The organism is Halomonas maura (genome assembly GCF_030409305.1).
In the GTDB taxonomy this organism is placed as follows: domain Bacteria; phylum Pseudomonadota; class Gammaproteobacteria; order Pseudomonadales; family Halomonadaceae; genus Halomonas; species Halomonas maura.
In genome coordinates this window covers 154,441-173,997 of the sequence record NZ_JAUFPQ010000010.1, presented here as the reverse complement: position 1 = coordinate 173,997, position 19,557 = coordinate 154,441, and the positions used below count along the sequence as shown (strand labels likewise).

General features: G+C 69.5%; 18 protein-coding genes. 14 read left to right on the top strand and 4 right to left on the bottom strand.

All coding sequences use genetic code 11. The features are described 5' to 3' along the window. Nucleotides 1-94 precede the first annotated feature (94 nt). The 6 genes from pstC (at nt 95) to QWY76_RS05130 (ending at nt 6,233) form a co-directional block, all read left to right on the top strand. A complete protein-coding gene (gene pstC, locus QWY76_RS05155; protein WP_290310038.1) occupies nt 95-1,351 on the top strand; it encodes a phosphate ABC transporter permease subunit PstC in 1,257 nt (418 codons plus the stop codon). An 18-nt stretch (nt 1,352-1,369) separates the two neighbouring features. After that, entirely contained in the window at nt 1,370-2,536 is a 1,167-nt protein-coding gene (pstA, locus tag QWY76_RS05150; RefSeq protein WP_290310037.1) for a phosphate ABC transporter permease PstA, read from the top strand. A 93-nt stretch (nt 2,537-2,629) separates the two neighbouring features. Then, nucleotides 2,630-3,412 carry a phosphate ABC transporter ATP-binding protein PstB gene (gene pstB / locus QWY76_RS05145; RefSeq protein ID WP_290310051.1) on the top strand — a complete coding sequence of 261 codons (783 nt, stop codon included), beginning with the start codon at nt 2,630-2,632 and terminating at the stop codon, nt 3,410-3,412. 193 nt (nt 3,413-3,605) lie between these two features. After that, on the top strand, nt 3,606-4,649 hold the full coding sequence (locus tag QWY76_RS05140; RefSeq protein WP_290310036.1) for an ArsJ-associated glyceraldehyde-3-phosphate dehydrogenase: 1,044 nt from the start codon (nt 3,606-3,608) through the stop codon (nt 4,647-4,649). Then, complete coding sequence (arsJ, locus tag QWY76_RS05135) at nt 4,642-5,886, top strand: organoarsenical effux MFS transporter ArsJ (RefSeq protein WP_290310035.1); 1,245 nt, start codon at nt 4,642-4,644, stop codon at nt 5,884-5,886. The genes QWY76_RS05140 and arsJ overlap by 8 nt, the downstream gene beginning before the upstream one ends. Next, complete coding sequence (locus QWY76_RS05130) at nt 5,883-6,233, top strand: metalloregulator ArsR/SmtB family transcription factor (protein WP_290310034.1); 351 nt, start codon at nt 5,883-5,885, stop codon at nt 6,231-6,233. The genes arsJ and QWY76_RS05130 overlap by 4 nt, the downstream gene beginning before the upstream one ends. A gap of 28 nt (nt 6,234-6,261) precedes the next feature. Here QWY76_RS05130 and QWY76_RS05125 read toward each other — a convergent pair whose 3' ends face one another. Both QWY76_RS05125 and arsB read right to left on the bottom strand, forming a co-directional pair. Beyond that, complete coding sequence (locus tag QWY76_RS05125; RefSeq protein ID WP_290310033.1) at nt 6,262-7,446, bottom strand: MFS transporter; 1,185 nt, start codon at nt 7,444-7,446, stop codon at nt 6,262-6,264. Further along, on the bottom strand, nt 7,443-8,513 hold the full coding sequence (gene arsB / locus QWY76_RS05120) for an ACR3 family arsenite efflux transporter (protein ID WP_290310032.1): 1,071 nt from the start codon (nt 8,511-8,513) through the stop codon (nt 7,443-7,445). The genes QWY76_RS05125 and arsB overlap by 4 nt, the downstream gene beginning before the upstream one ends. A 238-nt stretch (nt 8,514-8,751) precedes the next feature. Here arsB and QWY76_RS05115 point away from each other — a divergent pair, with 238 nt between their 5' ends. Together QWY76_RS05115 and QWY76_RS05110 are read left to right on the top strand one after the other, a co-directional pair. Then, nucleotides 8,752-9,372, top strand: coding sequence for an ABC transporter ATP-binding protein (locus QWY76_RS05115; RefSeq protein WP_290310031.1), 621 nt, complete (start codon nt 8,752-8,754; stop codon nt 9,370-9,372). Next, the gene (locus QWY76_RS05110) at nt 9,363-10,166 is read left to right on the top strand and encodes an ABC transporter permease (protein ID WP_290310030.1); all 804 of its coding nucleotides are present in this window, start codon (nt 9,363-9,365) and stop codon (nt 10,164-10,166) included. Before QWY76_RS05115 ends, QWY76_RS05110 begins: the two co-directional genes overlap by 10 nt. A 138-nt stretch (nt 10,167-10,304) precedes the next feature. Here the strand turns inward: QWY76_RS05110 and QWY76_RS05105 are convergent, their stop codons facing one another. After that, nucleotides 10,305-11,492: an acetyl-CoA C-acyltransferase gene (locus tag QWY76_RS05105; protein WP_290310029.1), complete on the bottom strand. Its 1,188-nt coding sequence runs from the start codon at nt 11,490-11,492 to the stop codon at nt 10,305-10,307. Between the two features lie 139 nt (nt 11,493-11,631). On the opposite strand from QWY76_RS05105, the gene QWY76_RS05100 reads away from it, so the two are divergent. From QWY76_RS05100 to QWY76_RS05075, 6 genes are all read left to right on the top strand, one after another. After that, complete coding sequence (locus QWY76_RS05100) at nt 11,632-12,201, top strand: TetR/AcrR family transcriptional regulator (RefSeq protein ID WP_290310028.1); 570 nt, start codon at nt 11,632-11,634, stop codon at nt 12,199-12,201. Nucleotides 12,202-12,455: 254 nt separating this feature from the next. Further along, nucleotides 12,456-14,129, top strand: a complete 1,674-nt coding sequence (locus QWY76_RS05095) for an AMP-binding protein (protein ID WP_290310027.1) — start codon at nt 12,456-12,458, stop codon at nt 14,127-14,129. 16 nt (nt 14,130-14,145) lie between these two features. Beyond that, nucleotides 14,146-14,913 carry an SDR family NAD(P)-dependent oxidoreductase gene (locus QWY76_RS05090; RefSeq protein WP_290310026.1) on the top strand — a complete coding sequence of 256 codons (768 nt, stop codon included), beginning with the start codon at nt 14,146-14,148 and terminating at the stop codon, nt 14,911-14,913. A 314-nt stretch (nt 14,914-15,227) separates the two neighbouring features. After that, nucleotides 15,228-17,051: an acyl-CoA dehydrogenase C-terminal domain-containing protein gene (locus QWY76_RS05085; protein WP_290310025.1), complete on the top strand. Its 1,824-nt coding sequence runs from the start codon at nt 15,228-15,230 to the stop codon at nt 17,049-17,051. A 208-nt stretch (nt 17,052-17,259) separates the two neighbouring features. Beyond that, on the top strand, nt 17,260-17,760 hold the full coding sequence (locus tag QWY76_RS05080; RefSeq protein WP_290310024.1) for a 2-thiouracil desulfurase family protein: 501 nt from the start codon (nt 17,260-17,262) through the stop codon (nt 17,758-17,760). A 25-nt stretch (nt 17,761-17,785) separates the two neighbouring features. Then, complete coding sequence (locus QWY76_RS05075) at nt 17,786-18,823, top strand: HTH domain-containing protein (protein WP_290310023.1); 1,038 nt, start codon at nt 17,786-17,788, stop codon at nt 18,821-18,823. A 58-nt stretch (nt 18,824-18,881) separates the two neighbouring features. On the opposite strand, the gene QWY76_RS05070 is transcribed toward QWY76_RS05075, so the two are convergent. Then, nucleotides 18,882-19,430 carry a thioredoxin family protein gene (locus tag QWY76_RS05070; RefSeq protein WP_290310022.1) on the bottom strand — a complete coding sequence of 183 codons (549 nt, stop codon included), beginning with the start codon at nt 19,428-19,430 and terminating at the stop codon, nt 18,882-18,884. Nucleotides 19,431-19,557 lie beyond the last annotated feature (127 nt).

The following is a 19,557-nucleotide window of genomic DNA, read 5'->3' as shown; positions in this document are numbered from 1 at the left end:
CCGGCCGGCAACCAGCGTTGCCGGCCGGTGCGCGTTCCGGCAGGGAAGCCGGCCTGGCGACTCCCCTGCGGATGAATTCCTTCGAGAGACACCTATGCAGACCAACCAAATCCTCGCCCTGTTCTGCGGCACCCTGCTGGTGCTGGGTCTGATAGCCTTCTTCCTGGGCCGGGCCAAGGCCGCCAGGGTGCGCGCCTCGGGCACCGCCATGTATGCCCAGCCCGATCAGTACGCCTGGTTCAGCGTGTTGTCCACGGCCGGCCCGGCGATCGCGGTGGGGGCGGTAGGCGCCTTCGTCATGCTGCTGGCCGGGGCCGAGATCCCCGTCCTCTATCTTCTGGCCGCCAGTCTGGTGGTAGGCTGTGCCGGCCTGGGCATGGGCATCGCCCTGGTGCGCCCCGATTTCCATGCTCGCCAGGCCATCGAGCGGGTGATCCGCTTCATTCTGGCCGGCGCCGCGCTGATCTCGATCCTCACCACCTTCGGCATCCTGGTCTCCATCGTCGGCGAGGCCATCCGCTTCTTCCAGATGCAGAGCTTCTGGGACTTCATCACCGGCACCATCTGGAACCCGGGAGCCAGCTTCCTCGAGGCCGCGGGTCGCGCCGAGGAAGGGGCCAGCGCCGCCCAGTTCGGTTCGGTGCCGCTATTCGCCGGCACCTTCATGATCACCCTGGTGGCGATGCTGGTGGCGATCCCCGTGGGGCTGCTGTCGGCCATCTACATGGCCGAGTTCGCCCCCCAGCGAGTGCGCACCCTGGCCAAGCCGGTGCTCGAGGTCCTGGCCGGCATCCCCACCGTGGTCTATGGCTTCTTCGCCGCCATCACCGTGGCGCCGATCATCGTCGACGTGGCCGGGTTCTTCGGCCTGGACGCCTCCTTCAACAACGCCCTGGCGCCAGGCATCGTCATGGGCATCATGATCATCCCGTTCATCTCCTCGCTGTCCGACGACGTCATCAACTCGGTGCCGGACAGCATGCGTCAGGGCTCGCTGGCGCTGGGCATGACCAAGGGCGAGACCATTCGGGACGTGGTGGTGCCGGCGGCCCTGCCGGGCATCATCTCGGCCTCGCTGCTGGCGGTGTCCCGGGCGCTGGGCGAGACCATGATCGTGGTGATGGCCGCCGGCATGCGGCCCAATCTCACGGCCAACCCGCTGGAGGACATGACCACCGTGACGGTGCGCATCGTCGCCGCCCTGACCGGCGACCAGGAATTCGCCAGCGCCGAGACCCTGTCCGCCTTCGCCCTGGGCCTGGTGCTCTTCGTGGTGACCCTGTCACTGAATCTGGTCTCGGTGATCATGATTCGGCGGTTCCGCGAGAAGTATCGGATCAACAACCTCTAACGCCTTGGAGCCATCCCGATGAGCCAACCCTTCGACGAGATCAGCGCCCAGCTCCGGCGTCGTCACCGCAAGTCCGCCCGGCTGAAGTGGCTGTCCATGGGCGCCCTGGGCCTGGCCGGCCTGTTCCTGGTACTGTTCTTCGCCGACATGCTGGTCAAGGGCGTGCCGGCCTTCCAGCAGGCCCAGATCCAGGTCGAGGTCGACTACAGCGAGCGGGCCAGCCAGCTGCCCCTGGCCGCCGTTCAGGAAGAGGTGCGCCCGCTGGTCAGCCGAGGCGTCCTGCGCCTGATCCCGGGGCGCATGGAGGACAATCCCGAGCTGCTCGGCACCACCCGCATGGAGTGGGTGCTGGCCGATGGCCAGGTCGACCAGTACCTCAAGGGCCACCATTCCAAGTTGCGTGACAGCGAGCAGGCGGTGGTCGACCGACTGGTGGAACAGGGGCGCGCGGAGCTGCGCTTCAACACCACCTTCTTCACCCGTGGTGATTCGAAGATGCCCGAGCTCGCCGGCATCGCCTCCGCGGCCATGGGCACGCTGATGACCCTGCTGGTGACGCTGGCCGTGTCCTTCCCGATCGGGGTGATGACGGCGGTCTACCTGGAAGAGTTCGCTCCCGACAATCGTGTCACCCAGCTGATCGAGATCAATATCAACAACCTGGCGGCGATTCCGTCGATCCTCTTCGGCCTGCTGGGGCTGGCGATCTTCATCAACTTCTTCGGCGTGCCGCGTTCCACGCCGGTGGTCGGCGGCCTGACGCTGGCGCTGATGACCCTGCCGGTGATCATCATCGCCACCCGCACGGCGCTGCGCAGCGTGCCGGATTCCATCCGTCATGCCGCCTTCGGGGTGGGGTGCTCGCGCTGGCAGGTGGTGCGTGACCATGTGCTGCCGCTGGCCCTGCCCGGCATCATGACCGGCTCGATCATCGGCCTGGCCCAGGCCATGGGCGAGACCGCGCCGCTGATCATCGTCGGCATGGTGGCCTTCATTCCCGATGTCACCAGCTCCTTCACCGAGGCCGCCACGGTGCTGCCGGCGCAGATCTTCACCTGGGCCGGAGAGCCCGACCGGGCCTTCATCGAGAAGACCTCCGGCGGCATCCTGGTGCTGCTGGCCGTGCTGATTACCCTCAACGCCACCGCCGTGGTGATGCGCAAGAAATTCGAACGTCGCTGGTAAGTCCCGCGGCCCGACACAGGATATGCCAAGATGAATATTCAAGTTGCCGAGCGGAGTATCGCGCCCATGACCGGTCACAGCGCGGGCGAGCCCGTGACCCGCAACGAGGAGGCCCACCACGAGCTCTCCATCCGTGTGCGCGACCTCAACCTCTGGTATGGCGCGTCCCAGGCCCTCAAGAATATCAACATCGATGTCTACCAGCAGAACGTCACCGCGCTGATCGGGCCCTCGGGGTGCGGCAAGTCGACCTTCCTGCGCTGCCTCAACCGCATGAACGACCTGATCCCCGGCGTGCGCATCGACGGCCTGGTGGAAATGGACGGCCGCGACGTCAACGAGGCCAGGATGGACGAGGTGGCCCTGCGGCGCCGGGTGGGCATGGTGTTCCAGAAGCCCAACCCCTTCCCCAAGTCGATCTTCGAGAACATCGCCTATGCGCCGCGCATGCACGACCTGGTGAGCCGCAAGGCCGACGTCGACGAGCTGGTCGAGCGTGCCCTGCGCGATGCCGGCCTCTGGGAGGAGGTCAAGGACAAGCTGCACCAGCCCGGCACCTCGCTCTCCGGCGGTCAGCAGCAACGCCTGTGCATCGCCCGGGCCATCGCGGTGCAGCCCGACGTCATCCTGATGGACGAGCCGACCTCGGCCCTTGACCCGATCTCCACGGCGACCATCGAGGACCTGATGGACAAGCTCAAGCGCCAGTTCACCATCATCACCGTGACCCACAACATGCAGCAAGCCGCCCGCGTGGCCGACTACACGGCCTTCTTCCACCTGGGCGAGGTCGTCGAGTACAACGACACCCAGACGATGTTCTCCAACCCGGCCACCAAGAAGGCCGAGGACTACATCACCGGTCGCTACGGCTGACGCGGCGTCGCGGCACCGACAACGGGGAGGCGAGTCATCGCCTCCCCGTTCTCGTTTACGGCCCTGTCACGGCGCGGTCATCGGGCTCGTCTATATATGGGATTCCATATATACTCCCCGCCAGCCCCATGGCCAAGTGGCCGCGGGCGCCGACTTCGCCATGCCGTCCACCCCAGTCACTCGAGAGGCCCTCATGACCCTACGCATCGGCATCAACGGCTTCGGCCGCATCGGACGCCTCGTGCTGCGCTGCCTCTGGCCACGCGTTGCGGCCGGCGAAGTCGCCGTGGTGCGCGTCAACGACCCGGGCGGCGATGCCGCCACCTTCGCCCACCTGCTGGAGTTCGACTCGGTGCACGGCCACTGGGCGCCGGGCCAGGGCATCCAGGCCGAGGCCGATGCCATCGTGGTCGACGGCGTGCGCAGCACCTTCAGCGCCCACCGCGGGACGGCGGACACCGACTGGTCGGACTGCGACCTGGTGATCGAGGCCTCCGGGGTGATCAAGACCCGGGAGGCGCTCACCGCCTACCTCGACCAGGGCGTCGGCCGGGTGGTGGTCTCGGCGCCGGTCAAGGAGGAGGGCGTGCTCAACGTGGTGATGGGCGTCAATGATGACCAGTACGACCCCGGGACACACCGCCTGGTCACTGCGGCGAGCTGCACCACCAATTGCCTGGCGCCGGTGGTCAAGGTGATCCACGCGACCTTCGGCATCCGCCACGGCTCGATGACCACGGTGCACGATATCACCAATACCCAGGTCATCCTCGATGCCCCGAGCTCTCCCAGCAAGCCCGACCTGCGCCGATCCCGGGCCTGCGGCATGAGCCTGATTCCGACCACCACCGGGTCCGCCAAGGCGATCACCGCGATCTTCCCCGAGCTCGAGGGCAAGCTCAACGGCCATGCGGTGCGCGTGCCCCTGGCCAACGCCTCGCTCACCGACATGGTCTTCGAGCTCGCGCGCGAGGTCACGGTGGAGGAGGTCAACGCGGCGCTGCACGCCGCCGCCGAGGGGCCGCTGGCGGGCATCCTGGGTTACGAGCAGCGCCCGCTGGTGTCCATCGACTACCGCACCGACCCGCGCAGCTCGATCATCGATGCGCTCTCGACCATGGTGATCAACGGCACCCAGCTCAAGCTCTACGCCTGGTACGACAACGAGTGGGGCTACGCCAACCGCACCGCCGAGCTGGCCTTGAAGGTGGGGAGTGAGCAGGTGGGCAATGCCTGAGGCAGGCGGTCTCACCGGGCGTCTCAGCACGCTGCCCTTCGAGGTGCGCCAGTACCTGCTGATCACCGGCAACTACTGGGCCTTCACGCTGACCGACGGTGCCCTGCGCATGCTGGTGGTGCTGCACTTCCACCAGCTGGGCTACTCGCCGCTGGAGGTGGCGCTGCTGTTCCTCTTCTACGAGGCCTTCGGCGTGGTCACCAACCTGGTGGGGGGCTGGCTGGGCGCGCGCCTGGGCCTCAACCGCACCATGAACATCGGCCTGGGGCTGCAGGTCGTGGCGCTGGCCATGCTGACGGTGCCCGCCGAGGCGCTCAGCGTGCCCTGGGTGATGGCCGCCCAGGCGCTCTCCGGCATCGCCAAGGACCTCAACAAGATGAGCGCCAAGAGCGCGGTCAAGGTGCTGGTGCCCAAGGACAGCCCCGGTGCCGGGAGTGCCCTCTACCGCTGGGTGGCGATCCTCACCGGCTCCAAGAACGCCCTCAAGGGGGCCGGCTTCTTCCTCGGTGGGCTGCTGCTGACGCTGATCGGCTTCCGGGGCGCCGTCATCGCCATGGCGGTGATGCTGGTCGCGGTGCTTGCGCTGTCGCTGGTGCGGCTCAAGGCCGACCTGGGGCGCCAGACGCGCAAGCCCAAGTTCACCGAGGTGTTCTCCAAGTCGCGGGCCATCAACGTGCTCTCGGCGGCGCGGCTGTGCCTGTTCGCCTCCCGTGATGTCTGGTTCGTGGTGGCCCTGCCGGTATTTCTCCATGATCAGCATGGCTGGAGCCACTGGACGGTGGGGGGGCTGCTGGCCCTCTGGGTGATCGGCTACGGCGGCGTGCAGACCCAGGCGCCGCGCCTGACCGGCCTGGTCAAGGGCGGCGCGCGGGGCGTCACGGCGTTCTGGGCCCTGATACTGGCTGGCCTGCCCGCGCTACTGGCGTTGCTGCCGCTGGCCGAGGCGGGCTGGCTCGTCGGCGGATTGCTGGCCTTCGGCGTGCTGTTCGCCATCAACTCCAGTTGGCACAGCTACCTGATCGTTCACTATGCGAGGGCCGACGGCGTCTCCATGGATGTGGGCTTCTACTACATGGCCAATGCCATGGGCCGGCTCGCCGGCACGCTGCTGTCGGGCTGGCTCTACCAGGTGCAGGGCCTGGCCGCCTGCCTGTGGGTCTCGGCGGCCCTGGTGGCGGCCAGTGCGCTGATGGCCCTGGCCTTGCCGAGCGACGAGATGGCGGGGAGGTCGGCATGACCCTCGAGGTGACCGATGTGCTCAAGTGCCTGGCCGACGAGACCCGGCTGAGCCTGATGCTGCTGATCCGCCGGGAAGGCGAGCTCTGCGTGTGCGAGCTGACCCATGCCCTGGAACTCTCGCAGCCCAAGGTGTCGCGTCACCTGGCGCACCTGCGCCGCGGTGGCCTGCTCGCCGACCGCCGCGACGGCCAGTGGGTCTACTATGGCCTGGAGCCGGGCATGCCCGACTGGGTGATGGCCATCCTGGCGGCGGCCGCCGAGGGGGACGAGGCCCGGCTGGACGCCTTGGCCGCTCGGCTGGCGCGCATGGGCGACCGCCCCGGGCGGCGGGCCGCGCTGTGCTAGGGCGTGTTAGAGCCGCTCTCGCAGCCGGTCAGCCCCGCGCCGGTACCCCCTGAAGCCCGCGTAAGCCCCAGAGGCCCAGCAGCGGCCCGGGAAGCAGCCACCACACCACCCAGGGCCCCTGGCTGGCCCACAGCGAGGCGGTCAGCCAGATGCCCGGCAGGGTCAGCGCAAAGCCCACGGCGTTCATCACCGCCAGGGTCGAGCCCACCTGGGCCCGCGGCGCGGTGGCGGCGGCCAGCGCGGAGAACTGCGGCGAATCGGCAATCACCGTCAGCCCCCAGAGGGCCAGCAGGCCCAGCAGCAGCGGCGGCGGCGCCCAGGCCAGCAGCGGATAGGCCAGCCCGACCAGCCCCGAGGTGGCCAGCGCCCGGCGGGCCACGGTGAGGCTGCCCAGACGGCGGCTCAGCTGGCCACCCGCCACGCAGCCGACCAGTCCCAGGGCGATCATGCCGAAGGCCAGCCAGGGCACCAGGCCGGCCGGCGCCGACAGTCGCGCCACCTCCCTGGCGATCAGGAAGGGCGCCAGGGTCCAGACCGCATAGAGCTCCCAGCAGTGGCCGAAGTAGCCCCCGGCCACGGCACGGAAGCGGCCGTCGCGGAGCGCGGCCAGCCCTTCCCCGAGGCGCGCCCGGCCGCTCGAGGGCGGTAGGTGCGGGCCGTCGCCCAGGGCCAGCACCAGGGCGCCGCCCGTGAGGGCGAGGAGGGAGGCGCCGAGCAGCGGCCATTGCCAGGGGAGCCCCAGGGTCGCGCCGCGCAGCAGGTGCGGCAGGGCGGTGCCGAGCGTCAGCATGCCCACCAGCCAGGCCAGGGCGGCGCCGGTATGGCGGGGCGTCCAGCCGATCACCAGCTTCATGCCCAGGGGATAGATGCCGGCCAGGCAGACGCCGGTGAGAAAGCGCAGCCCCAGGGCCGGCCCCGTATGGGGCGCCGCCAGCACGAAGCCCGCGTTGATCAGGGCACCGGCCAGGCTCGCCGCGGCGAAGACATGGCTGGCACGGAAACGGTCGCCGAGGCCGCTGACGGCCAGGCCCAGGGCGCCGAGGATGAAGCCCAGCTGCACGGCCAGCGTCAAGCGGCCCAGGTCGGCCGCGGTGAGCCCCAGGGTCTCGGCCAGCGACAATCCCACGCCGTTGACGCTGAACCACAGCGAGGTGCCGCAGAGCTGCGCCAGGACGATGATCGCCAGCGGATGGCGCGCCAGCGATCGCCTCATGGGGCGGGAAAGCGAGCGCGGGTGGCGTTGGCGATCCGCACCAGGGCGAGCATCAAGGGGACCTCCACCAGCACTCCCACCACGGTGGCAAGCGCCGCACCGGACTGCAGGCCGAACAGCGCGATGGCGGCGGCCACGGCCAGTTCGAAGAAGTTGCTGGCGCCGATCATGGCGCCCGGCGCCGCCACGCAGTGGGGGACCCGCCAGGCCCAGGCCCAGCCGTAGGCCAGCAGGAAGATCAGGAAGGTCTGCAGGATGAGGGGAATGGCGATCAGCACGATATGCAGGGGATGGGTCAGGATCACCTCGCCCTGGAAGGCGAACAGCAGCACCAGGGTGATGATCAGGCCGATGGGCGTGATCGGGGCGATCCGCGCCAGGAAGACCCTCTCGAACCAGGCCGGACCCTGACGCTGGATCAGGGTTCGACGGGTCAGGTAGCCCGTGCCCAGGGGAATGACGATGTACAGCACCACCGACAGCGCCACGGTGTTCCACGGCACCTGGATGTCCGACACCCCGAGCAGCAGCACCACGATGGGGGCGAAGGCGAACAGCATGATCAGGTCATTGAGCGACACCTGGACCAGGGTATAGGCGGCATCGCCGCGGGTCAGGGTGCTCCACACGAAGACCATGGCGGTGCAGGGGGCGGCCCCCAGCAGGATGGCGCCGGCCAGGTACTGGCTGGCCAGGGCCTCGGGGATCCAGGGGCGAAAGACCACGGTCAGGAAGAAGCCGGCGATGACGAACATGGTGAACGGCTTGATCAGCCAGTTCACCGTGGTGGTGATGACCAGGCCCTTGGGCTGACGGCGTACCCCGAGCACCGCCGAGAAGTCGATCTGGGCCATCATCGGGAAGATCATGGCCCAGATCAGCACGGCCACCGGGATCGACACCTGGGCGACCTCGAAGCGCGACAGGGTCTCGGGAACCACCGGAGCGAACTGCCCCAGCAGCACGCCGGCCAGGATGGCCAGGGCCACCCACAGCGAGAGAAAGCGCTCGAACAGGCCCATGGGGGAGGGAGCATCGCCGCTCCGGGTCTCGATGTTGGTGGTCATGAGGCGCTCCCTGGGTGGCTTCGAGTCGAGGGGGGGAGACGGCCTTCGACCGCTCCCGGCCCGGGCGACGGGCTGGCGCACCCCGGGCGGCAGGGGGCGCCGAGGGTGGCCGAGGTCGCCTGCCAAGATATATGCATTTCCATATGTCATCAATCCTCCCGTTCGCCCCTCGCGGCCGATGACGAGCAGCTGCTAGGCTCAACGGGCTTTGCCCGCCTTCTCGAATCCTGGAGTTACCATGACCGGCCATCCGCCCTTGTGCCTCGATCGGCTCGCCGTCGGCGACCTGCAGCCGGTGTCGCTGTGCGTGGCCGCCGGGGAGGTGCTGTGTCTCGCCGGCCCCAGCGGGGCGGGCAAGAGCCGGCTGCTGCGGGCCATCGCCGACCTGGAGCCCCACCGGGGAGCGGTCACCCTGGGAGAACTGGCCCAGGACGAGCTGCCGGGCCATGCCTGGCGCCGCCGGGTCATGCTGGTCCCGGCGGAGAGCCAGTGGTGGGCCGAGCGGGTGGGAGATCACTTTCCCGCGGGGGACGTTCGGGGTCTGTCGGCCCTGGGCCTGACGCCGGCGGTGCTCGACTGGCCGGTGGCCCGTCTGTCGTCCGGCGAGAAGCAGCGCCTGGCGCTGCTGCGGGCCCTGGCCCGAACCCCCTCGGTGCTGCTGCTGGACGAGCCGACGGCCAACCTGGACGACGTCACCACCCGCCGGGTGGAGGCCTGGTTGATGGCGCGCCTCCGGGATGGGGGCTGGCCGGTGATCTGGGTCGCCCATGACCAGGTGCAGATCGCCCGGGTCGCCACGCGGCGGGGGCGTCTCGAGGATGGACGACTGGTCGAGGAGGTCCCGGCGCCATGCAAGTGATCGACCTCGCCTGGTGGCAACTGGCACTGGCCGCCCTGCTGGTGGTGGCGCTCGCCGGATGCACGGTGGCCGGGCGCCTGGGGATGGGCCGCACGCTGCTGATCGCGGCGGGACGGACGGTGATCCAGCTGGCGCTGGTCGGGCTGGTCCTCGAGGCGCTGTTCGCCTCGGCGCGCTTCCATTGGGTCGCGCTGATGGCCGTGGGCATGCTGCTGATCGCCGGCCGCGAGGTCGTGGCCCGCCAGAAACGCCGCCTGCTCGGCGGCTGGGCCTTCGGCATCGGCACCCTGGCGATGTTCCTGTCCTCCTTCACCGTGGCGGTACTGACCCTGACGGTGATCATCGGCCCCGAGCCCTGGTACCGGCCCCAGTATGCCATCCCGCTGCTGGGCATGATGCTCGGCAACACCATGACCGGCGTGGCCCTGGCCCTCGACCGTCTCACCGAGGGTACCTGGCAGCAGCGGGCGGTGATCGAGAATCGCCTGATGCTCGGCCAGACCTGGCGGGAGGCCATCGGCGATATTCGCCGCGAGGCGATGCGCAGCGGGCTGATGCCGGTGGTCAATGCCATGGCCGCCGCCGGGGTGGTCAGCCTGCCGGGCATGATGACCGGTCAGATCCTGGCCGGCACCGCGCCGGCGCTGGCGGTGAAGTACCAGATCCTGATCATGTTCACCATCACCCTGGGCACCGGCTTCGGCACCCTGGCCGCGGTGGCCCTGGCCAGTCGCCGGCTGTTCGATGATCGCGAGCGGCTACGCCCCGACCGCCTGGCGGCGCCCCGCAAATGAAGGCTCTTCGCCGATCGGCGTGACACGGGCAGGGCCTGGTGTCTCTCGTCCATGCCGCGTGTCCGGGCAAAGGGCGATGAACCGAAAACAAGGACGCCCGCCGCAAGGCGGGCGCATTGGATGGCGAGGGTGCCAGGCTCAGTCGACCAGTTCCACGGCCACCGCCGTGGCCTCGCCGCCGCCGATGCACAGGCTGGCGATGCCGCGCTTGCCGCCCCTGGTACGCAGGGCGTGGATCAGGGTGGCGATGATCCGCGAACCGGTGGAGCCGATCGGGTGGCCCTGGGCGCAGGCCCCGCCGAAGACATTGACCTTGTCGTGGGGCAGCCCCAGGTCGTCCATGGCCATCAGGGTGACCACGGCGAAGGCCTCGTTGATCTCGAACAGGTCGACGTCGTCGACGCACCAACCGAGGCGTTTCATCAGCTTGTCGATGGCGCCCACCGGGGCGATGGTGAACTCGCTGGGATGACGCGAGTGGGTGCTGTGGCCCAGCATGCGCGCCAGGGGCCTGGCGCCGACCCGGTCCGCCGCGGCCTGGCTGGCCAGGATCAGCGCCGAGGCACCGTCGGAGATGGAGCTCGAGTTGGCGGCGGTGATGGTGCCGTCCTTGGCGAAGGCCGGACGCAGCGAGCGAATCTTGTCGAGCCTGGCCTGGAAGGGCTGCTCGTCATGTTCCACCAGGCTGTCGCCCTGGCGGCCGGAGACGGTCACCGGCGCCATCTCGGCGTCGAGGTGACCGGCGTTGGTGGCCGCCATGGCGCGCTCCAGCGAGGCGATCGCGAAGTCATCGAGGCGCTCGCGGCCGTAGTCGCGGCGTGTGGCGATCTCCTGGGCGAAGCCGCCCATCAGCTTGCCGGTCTCGGCATCCTCCAGGCCATCGAGGAACATGTGATCCAGCAGCTGGCCGTGGCCCAGCCGGTAGCCGGTGCGCGCCTTGGCCAGCACATGGGGGGCATTGGACATGGACTCCATGCCGCCGGCCAGCAGGATCTCGCCGGAGCCGGCGCGGATCAGGTCATGGGCCAGCATGGTGGCCTTCATGCCGGAGCCGCACAACTTGTTGACGGTGGTGGCGCCGATGCCGTCCGGGATGCCGGCCTGACGCATGGCCTGACGGGCGGGGCCCTGCTTGACGCCGGCGGGCAGCACGCAGCCCAGGATGCCCTCGTCGATGGCGGCGGCCTCGATCCCGGCCCGCTCGATGGCGGCACGGATCGCCGTGGCCGCGAGTTCCGGCGCGGCGAGGCTGGACAGGCTGCCCAGCATGCCGCCCATCGGGGTCCGCGTCGCGGCGAGGAAAACGATATCGTTGGACTGGCTCATGGCATGTCTCCCGAACGTCGATGGTCGTGATGGTGGCGGAGTCCCGGCCGGGGAGGCGGCGGTGCGTTGACCTGTCGGCGGGGCTATGGTTCTCTCAGGGTCAACCAAGCAAGCGCTAGTGTAAACGTCGATGAATGTAATGAATGACTCGCCTCGCCGCAAGGAACTGACGCGTCAGGCCGCCCAGTTGTTCGTCCAGGAGGGCTTCGATCGCACCACCGTGCGCATGCTGGCCCAGGAGATGGGCATCAAGTCCGGCAGCCTCTTCCACCACTTCCGCGACAAGCAGGAGATCCTCGCCGCGGTGATCGAGGAGGGCACCGAGAATGCCCTGGCGATCGCCCGACAGGCCCTCGACCAATGCGACAGCGACCCCGAGGCGAGGTTGCATGCCATGGCGCGGGCGCATCTGGAGACCCTGCTGACCGACCGCAACGCCCATGTGGTCGCCCTCTACGAATGGCGGCGCCTGGCCCCCGAGGCACGCGACCACCTGGGCCACCTGCGGGATGCCTATGAGGCGTTGTGGGAAGAGGTGCTCGACGAGGCCCTGGCCGCCGGCCTGATCCGGGGTGACCGGTTCCTGGTCTCGCGCTTCGTGATGGGAGCGCTCAACTGGACGGTGCGCTGGTACGACCCCCATGGCGAGCGCTCTCCCGAGGACCTCGCCCGGGAACTCATCGCCATGATTACCCACCCCGCCCACTGAGCCTGCCGCGTCGGGGTCGACCATGGTCTAGCCCCGTCGCTCGTCCCACCCCTTGCCCTGCCGAGACGAAGTCACTAGCTTGTACCTAGCGCTTGATAGGTTGACGCTTACGTCAACTGTAGGTTCCGGCGGCGGGTCGATCCCCGGTCGCCGGACGCGATGACAGTGAAGGCCAGATGGCCGATGGCCGACAACAAGCACAATGGGCCTCCGGACGGCGATGCCGATGGAGCCGACAAGCAGAGAGGCAGCTTATGAGCACACCCGCGACCCTTCCCGGCTATTCCGCCTATTGCGAACGCTTTGCCGTCGATGACGTCATCGCCCGCCTCGATGACCACCGGGACGGCAGGCTCAACGCCTTCGAGGCCTGCTGTGGTCGCCACCTGCGCGAGGGGCGCGGCGAGGTGCCGGCCCTGGTGCACCAAGACCCCCAGGGTCGGGTCACCACCCTGAGCTATGGCCAGCTCGCCGCCGAGAGCGACAAGCTCGCCGGCTGGTTCGTCGAGCGGGGCCTGGGGGAGGGTGACCGCATCGCCTGCATGCTGCCCCGCTCGCCGCAGTTGCTGATCGCCGTGCTGGCCACCTGGCGCATCGGTGCCGTCTACCAGCCGCTGTTCACCGCCTTCGGCGCGGATTCCGTGGACTACCGCCTGGGTCGCGCCGACACCCGGCTGGTGATCACCGATCACGCCAACCGCTTCAAGTTCGACGGTCTCACGCAGTGCCCGCCGGTGCTCGCCGTGGGCGGCCCCGATGCCGAGCACGGCGAGGACCTGGACTGGGCCGCGGCCCTGGCGCATGCGCCGCTGACGCCCCCGCCGCCGCGCCAGTCCCCGGACGCCGCCTTCCTGCAGATGTTCACCTCGGGCACGGTGGGCAAGCCCAAGGGCGTGGCCGTCCCGCTCTCCGCCATGCCGGCCTTCGCGCTCTACATGGAGCTGGCCATCGGCCTGGAGCCCAGCGACCGCTTCTGGAACATGGCCGACCCCGGCTGGGCCTACGGCCTCTACTACGCCATCGCCGGGCCGCTGCTGCTGGGCGTGACCACCCACTTCTGCGAGGCCGGCTTCAGCGCGGAGGGGGCCCTGGCCTTCATGCAGCGGCACGGCATCACCAACTTCGCCGCCGCGCCCACCGCCTACCGCCTGATGAAGGCCTCCGGGCTGTTCGACGCTGCCCACCAGACGCTGTCGCTGCGTCGCGCCAGCTCCGCGGGCGAGCCCCTCAACACCGAGGTGGTGACCTGGGTGGAGAGCGCCCTGGGCTGCCCGGTCATGGACCATTACGGCCAGACCGAGACCGGCATGACCTGCTGCAACCACCATGCTCTCGACCACCCCAAGCATGTCGGCGGCATGGGCGTGCCGATGCCCGGCTATCGGCTGGCGATCCTCGACGCCGAATACCGTGAACTGCCGCCGGGCGAGCCCGGCGTGCTGGCGGTGGATATCGCCCGCTCTCCGGCGCACTTCTTCGCCGGCTACACTTGGCAGGAGAAGCATCCCTTCGCCGAGGGCTACTACCTCACCGGCGACGTGGTGATGCAGGGCGAGGATGGCACCTTCCAGTTCGCCGGCCGCGACGACGACATCATCACCACCGCCGGTTACCGGGTCGGCCCCACCGACGTGGAGAACTCCGTACTGACCCATCCGGCCGTGGCCGAATCCGCCGCGGTGGGCCAGCCCGACGAGATCCGTGGCGAGGTGATCAAGTCCTACGTGGTGCTGCGCGAGGGCGTCGAAGCCAGCGACGCACTGGCCGACGAGATCCGCCAGCAGGTCCGCGAGCGACTGTCCACCCATGCCTTCCCCAGGGTGATCGAGTTCGTCGACGCCCTGCCCAAGACGCCCAGCGGCAAGATCCAGCGCTTCAAGCTGCGCGCGGATGCCGCCGAGAAGGCGGCACCCGAGGCCGCCCAATGATCGTGGAGACATTGCGATGCAAGTGAAGGACAACACCTTTCTGATCACCGGCGCCGCCTCCGGACTGGGGGCGGCTACCGCCGAGCGCCTCGTCGCCGCGGGCGGCCGGGTGGTGCTGTGCGACCTCAGCGAGGCCGTCGAGGCCCATGCCGAGACCCTCGGCGAGGCCGCCCGGGCCGTGCGTGGCGACGTCACCGCCGCGGACGACATCCAGGCTGCCGTGGATGCCGCGGTGGCCCTCGGCGGCGAGCGGGGCCTGGCCGGGGTGGTGCACTGCGCCGGGGTGGTCAGCGTGGCCAAGCTGCTCGACCGCGAGGGCCACCCCGCAGACCTCGAGGCCTATGCACGCACCGTCCAGATCAACCTGGTGGGGACCTTCAACGTCATGCGCCTGGCCTCGGCGGCCATGGCCGGCAACGCCCCCGGCGAGGACGGCGAGCGCGGCGTGATCATCAATACCGCCTCGGTGGCCGCCTTCGACGGCCAGGTGGGGCAGTGCGCCTACAGCGCCTCCAAGGCCGGCGTGGTGGGCATGAGCCTGCCGGCGGCCCGGGAGCTCTCGCGACACGGCATCCGGGTCATGGCCATCGCCCCGGGGGTCTTCGAGACGCCGATGATGGGCGATATTCCCGAGGACGCCGTGGCCGCGCTCTCGGCCGCGGTACCCTTTCCCAAGCGGCTGGGCAGGCCCGACGAGTTCGCCCGGCTGGCCGAGCAGATCGTCACCAACCCGATGCTCAACGGCGAGGTGATCCGCCTGGACGGCGGCATTCGCATGCAGTGACCCGGCTTCGCCGGGCGCTGGAAGAGCCGGACGTCGCCTGGAGCGATAAGCCATAAGCTGTAAGCGCAACCCCCCCGGGCGAAAGCCTCCGGGGGGTTGCTGATGATGCTGGCTTCCCGCTTCCCGCTTCCCGCTTCCCGCTTCCCGCTTCCCGCTTCCCGCTTCCCGCTTCCCGCTTCCCGCTTCCCGCTTCCCGCTGCTTGCCCCTGGAGCAAAACGAACGCTTGACTCTCGATCGGTTCGAGGCTAGTTTCAAACACATGTTTGAAAGCGGCCGTCACCGCCGCCGCTGCCCGACTTCGAGGAGAGACGAGATGCCCGACTACCAGGCCCCGCTGCGTGACCTGCGCTTCGTGATGGACGAGCTGCTGGACTATCCCGCCCACTATGCGCGCCTGCCCGGCGGCGAGGAGGCCAGCCCGGACGTGGTGGCCGCGATCCTGGAGGAGGGCGGACGCTTCGCCCGCGAGGTGCTGCTGCCCCTGAACCAGAGCGGCGACCGCGAGGGCTGTCTGCTGGAGGGCGGCGAGGTCAAGACGCCCCGGGGCTTCAAGGCGGCCTACCGGCAGTACGTGGAGGGTGGCTGGCCGGGCCTGGCGGCGGACCCCGCCCAGGGCGGCCAGGGCCTGCCACCGTCGCTCGCCATGGTGCTCAACGAGATGATCTGTGCCACCAACCTGGCCTGGGGCATGTACCCGGGACTCTCCCACGGCGCCGCCGACGCCCTGCGTCATCATGGCACCGAGGCCCAGAAGGCCACCTACCTGACCAAGCTGGTCGAGGGCGTCTGGACCGGCACCATGTGCCTGACCGAGCCGCATTGCGGCACCGATCTGGGCCTGATCAAGTCCCGCGCCGTGCCCCATGATGATGGTAGCTACGCCGTGACGGGGACGAAGATCTTTATCTCCGCCGGTGATCACGACCTCGCCGAGAACATCGTCCACCTGGTGCTGGCCAAGCTGCCGGACGCCCCGGCGGGCTCCAGGGGGATCTCGCTGTTCGTGGTGCCGAAGTACTTGCCAGAGCAGCTGCCCGACGCGGCCGGCGAGCCCGGCGCGCGCAACGGGGTCAGCTGCGGTTCCCTCGAGCACAAGATGGGCATCCACGGCAATGCCACCTGCGTGATGAACTTCGACGCCGCCCGGGGCTACCTGGTGGGCGAGCCCCACAAGGGCCTGGCCTGCATGTTCACCATGATGAACGCCGCCCGCATCGGGGTGGGCATCCAGGGGCTGGGTCTCACCGAGGCCAGCTTCCAGAATGCCCTGGCCTATGCCCGGGATCGCCTGCAGATGCGCGCCCTGTCGGGGGCCAAGGCCGAGGACAAGCCCGCCGACCCGATCATCGTGCACCCGGACGTGCGGCGCATGCTGCTGACCCAGAAGGCCTTCGCCGAGGGCGGGCGCATGCTGGTGCTGTACGCCGCCCAGATGGTCGACGTGGTGGAGCATGCTCAGGACGCCGCCGAGCGCGAGCGTGCCGAGACCCTGCTCGGCCTGCTGACGCCCATCGTCAAGGCCTTCCTGACCGAGGTGGGCTTCGAGGCCACCAACGAGGGCGTGCAGGTCTTCGGCGGGCACGGCTTCATCCAGGAATGGGGCATGGAGCAGCTGGTGCGCGACGCCCGCATCACGCGGCTCTACGAGGGCACCACCGGCATCCAGGCCCTCGACCTGCTGGGCCGCAAGGTGCTGATGAACCAGGGCGAGACCCTCAAGGTGTTCACCAAGGAGATCCACAAGTTCTGCCAGGCCGAGGCGGCGAACCCCGCCATGGCCGAGTTCGTCCGTCCCCTGGCCAAGCTCAACACGGAATGGGGCGAGCTGACCATGGGCGTGGGCATGAAGGCCATGGGCGACCGCGAGGAGGTCGGCGCGGCCAGCGTCGACTACCTGATGTATTCGGGCTATGTGACCCTCGCCTACCTCTTCGCCCGGGCCGTGAAGCAGGCCAGGGCCAGCCTGGATGCCGGCACCGACGACGCCGCCTTCTACCGGGCCAAGGTCAACACGGCGCGCTTCTACTTCGAGCGCCTGCTGCCGCGGACCCGGGCCCATGCCCAGATGATCCAGGCCGGCGCCGAGCCGCTGATGGCACTCTCCCCCGAGGACTTCGGGCGCGGCTTCGCGCTCTGACTCCGGCACTCTCTCTGATCAGGCGCTCTGATCGGTGGTTGCGCGGCGGGCCCTGGCCCGCCGCTTTTTTGTGCACGGCCGGGAGGTTCCCAGCCGGCAGGCGGTCGAGTCGCTGGTGTCGCGGCGGGCAAGCTGCCATGCTCAACCGGCGCGGGGTGCGCCACGCGCCGAGCCCCCTCCCGTTACCCTGCCGCCAGGATGACCGCCGATGGACAAGATCCTGATCAGTGCCTGCCTGCTCGGCCAGCCGGTCCGCTACGACGGCCGCGCCAAGCCCCAGCACAGCGCCATCCTCGCCCGCTGGCGCCGGGAGGGTCGCCTGGTGGCGGTCTGTCCCGAGCTGCAGGCCGGCCTCGCCACCCCCCGTGCCGCGGCGGAGATCCAGGGCGGCGGCGGCCTGGCGGTGCTGGACGGCGCCGCCCGGGTGGTCACCATTGACGGCGTGGACGTGACGTCGGCCTTCCTGCATGGCGCCCGGCTGGCGCTGGACCTGTGCCGGGCGCATGATGTCCGCTACGCCCTGCTCACCGAGGCCAGCCCCTCCTGCGGCAGTGGAGAGATCCACGATGGCCGCTTCGCCGGCCGCCGGGTCGCCGGTGCCGGCGTGACGAGCGCCTTGCTGGCGCGACATGGGGTACGGGTCTTCTCTCACCACCAGATCGCGTCGCTGGCCGAGGTGCTCGCCGCGGGTGAGCGAGCGAGGGCCTGAGTTCCAGCCAACCAAGGAGTCTGCCATGTCCCGAAAGACCCGCCTGCACGACCTGCTTCAGGTAATGCGCCAACACGATGGCCGCATCGGTGGGCCCGACCTCGCCGAGGCGCTCGGCATATCGCTGCGGTCGCTGTACCAGGATATCGCCGTGCTGCGGGCGGTGGGGGTCGAGATCGCCAGCGAGCCGGGGGTCGGCTATGTCCTTGCCCCCGGCATCACGCTGCCCCCGCTGAGCCTGACCGAGGCGCAGTTCGACGCGCTCGCGCTGGGCCTGAGTCGCGTCAGGGGCGATGCCACCGGGCCGCTGGCGAGCCCTGCCGCCGAGCTGCTGGAGCGGGTATCCGAGGCGCTCCCCGAGGAGCTCGGGGAAAGGCTGGCCAGGATCGGTCGCCAGGCAGAGGCCCAGGACGCCGGGCCCCGGGCGACCGCCGAACCCCGCTCGGATGACCTGATCTTCTACACCAACCCGCTCTCCCGGGCCGGCATCGTCCACTGGATGCTCGAGGAGATCGGCGTGCCCTATCGCACCGTCACCCTCGAATACGGCACCACGATGAAGGCGCCGGACTACCTGGCCATCAACCCGATGGGCAAGGTGCCGGCGATCCGCCACGGCGACACCGTGGTCACCGAGGCCGCCGCCATCTGCGCCTATCTCGCCGATGCCTTCCCCGGCGCCGGGCTGGCACCGCCCCCCGAGGCCCGCGGCGACTACTACCGCTGGCTGTTCTTCGCCGCCGGGCCGCTCGAGGCCGCCGTCTCGCTGCACGACCACCTCGGGCTCCAGCCGAGCGCCGAGCAGCAGATGCGGATCGGCTGCGGCAGCCTCGCGGCGGTGCTCGACACCCTCGCCGGCGCGCTCGACGGGCGTCGCTACCTCGCGGGAGAGGCCTTCAGCGCGGCGGACGTCTATGTCGGCGCCCATCTCGGCTGGGGCATGCAGTTCGGCTCGATCCCCAGGCGTCCCGAGTTCGAGGCCTACTGGGCGGGCCTGCAGGATCGCCCGGCCCGGCTGCGCTGCGCGGCGTTCGTCGATCAGGCCATGGCGCAGGGCGCCTGACACCCGGGTGTCAGGTCGGCGGTGGCGCGTGATGCGCCAGCCGCCCGCGATGCCGCCGTCACTTCCACTTGATGTTGCAGCCCATGGAGGGTTTCTGGTCGGGGCTCGGTGCCCGGTCGGCCAGCACCGCGTCGGCGGCGGCACGCAGGTCGCGGCCGTCGACGGGGGTGTCCTTGCTGGGCCGGCTGTCGTCGAACTGGCCGCGGTAGGCGAGGCGGTGGTCCCGGTCGAAGAGGAAGAAGTCGGGCGTGCAGGCGGCCTCGAAGGCACGGGCGACCTCCTGGCTCTCGTCGACCAGGTAGGGGAAGGTGTAACCCCGGGCCCGGGCCTCCTCGACCATCTTCTCCGGGCGGTCGTCCGGGTGGGCCCGGAAGTCGTTGCTGTTGATGCCGACCACCGCCAGGCCCCTGGCCTGGTACTCCCGGGTGAAGTCCGCCAGGGCGTCCGCCACGTGCTTGACGAAGGGGCAGTGGTTGCACATGAAGACCACCAGCAGCGGCTGGTCCGGGTAGTCGTCGCTGCCCACCGTGTGGCCCTCGGCATCGGGCAGGCGGAAGGCGGGCAGGGGGGAGCCGAGCTCGAGCATGCTGGAAGGCGTGAGGGCCATGGTGTGCTCCTGTCGGGTGGGGGGTTCTCTCTACTAAGGGTATCAGAGCCCCCTAGCAGCCTGTTGGGTTTGACCGATCGTCACGAGAATCACGGATTTCGAGTCAAATTCATCGGTCGATTGAGGC

What these genes read in the sequence shown, in the direction of transcription:
- pstC (WP_290310038.1), top strand. Translation starts at nt 95, where the DNA reads ATGCAGACCAACCAAATCCTCGCCCTGTTCTGCGGCACCCTGCTGGTG.
- pstA (WP_290310037.1), top strand. Translation starts at nt 1,370, where the DNA reads ATGAGCCAACCCTTCGACGAGATCAGCGCCCAGCTCCGGCGTCGTCAC.
- QWY76_RS05140 (WP_290310036.1), top strand. Translation starts at nt 3,606, where the DNA reads ATGACCCTACGCATCGGCATCAACGGCTTCGGCCGCATCGGACGCCTC.
- arsJ (WP_290310035.1), top strand. Translation starts at nt 4,642, where the DNA reads ATGCCTGAGGCAGGCGGTCTCACCGGGCGTCTCAGCACGCTGCCCTTC.
- QWY76_RS05130 (WP_290310034.1), top strand. Translation starts at nt 5,883, where the DNA reads ATGACCCTCGAGGTGACCGATGTGCTCAAGTGCCTGGCCGACGAGACC.
- QWY76_RS05125 (WP_290310033.1), bottom strand. Translation starts at nt 7,446, where the DNA reads ATGAGGCGATCGCTGGCGCGCCATCCGCTGGCGATCATCGTCCTGGCG.
- arsB (WP_290310032.1), bottom strand. Translation starts at nt 8,513, where the DNA reads ATGACCACCAACATCGAGACCCGGAGCGGCGATGCTCCCTCCCCCATG.
- QWY76_RS05115 (WP_290310031.1), top strand. Translation starts at nt 8,752, where the DNA reads ATGACCGGCCATCCGCCCTTGTGCCTCGATCGGCTCGCCGTCGGCGAC.
- QWY76_RS05110 (WP_290310030.1), top strand. Translation starts at nt 9,363, where the DNA reads ATGCAAGTGATCGACCTCGCCTGGTGGCAACTGGCACTGGCCGCCCTG.
- QWY76_RS05105 (WP_290310029.1), bottom strand. Translation starts at nt 11,492, where the DNA reads ATGAGCCAGTCCAACGATATCGTTTTCCTCGCCGCGACGCGGACCCCG.
- QWY76_RS05100 (WP_290310028.1), top strand. Translation starts at nt 11,632, where the DNA reads ATGAATGACTCGCCTCGCCGCAAGGAACTGACGCGTCAGGCCGCCCAG.
- QWY76_RS05095 (WP_290310027.1), top strand. Translation starts at nt 12,456, where the DNA reads ATGAGCACACCCGCGACCCTTCCCGGCTATTCCGCCTATTGCGAACGC.
- QWY76_RS05090 (WP_290310026.1), top strand. Translation starts at nt 14,146, where the DNA reads ATGCAAGTGAAGGACAACACCTTTCTGATCACCGGCGCCGCCTCCGGA.
- QWY76_RS05085 (WP_290310025.1), top strand. Translation starts at nt 15,228, where the DNA reads ATGCCCGACTACCAGGCCCCGCTGCGTGACCTGCGCTTCGTGATGGAC.
- QWY76_RS05080 (WP_290310024.1), top strand. Translation starts at nt 17,260, where the DNA reads ATGGACAAGATCCTGATCAGTGCCTGCCTGCTCGGCCAGCCGGTCCGC.
- QWY76_RS05075 (WP_290310023.1), top strand. Translation starts at nt 17,786, where the DNA reads ATGTCCCGAAAGACCCGCCTGCACGACCTGCTTCAGGTAATGCGCCAA.
- QWY76_RS05070 (WP_290310022.1), bottom strand. Translation starts at nt 19,430, where the DNA reads ATGGCCCTCACGCCTTCCAGCATGCTCGAGCTCGGCTCCCCCCTGCCC.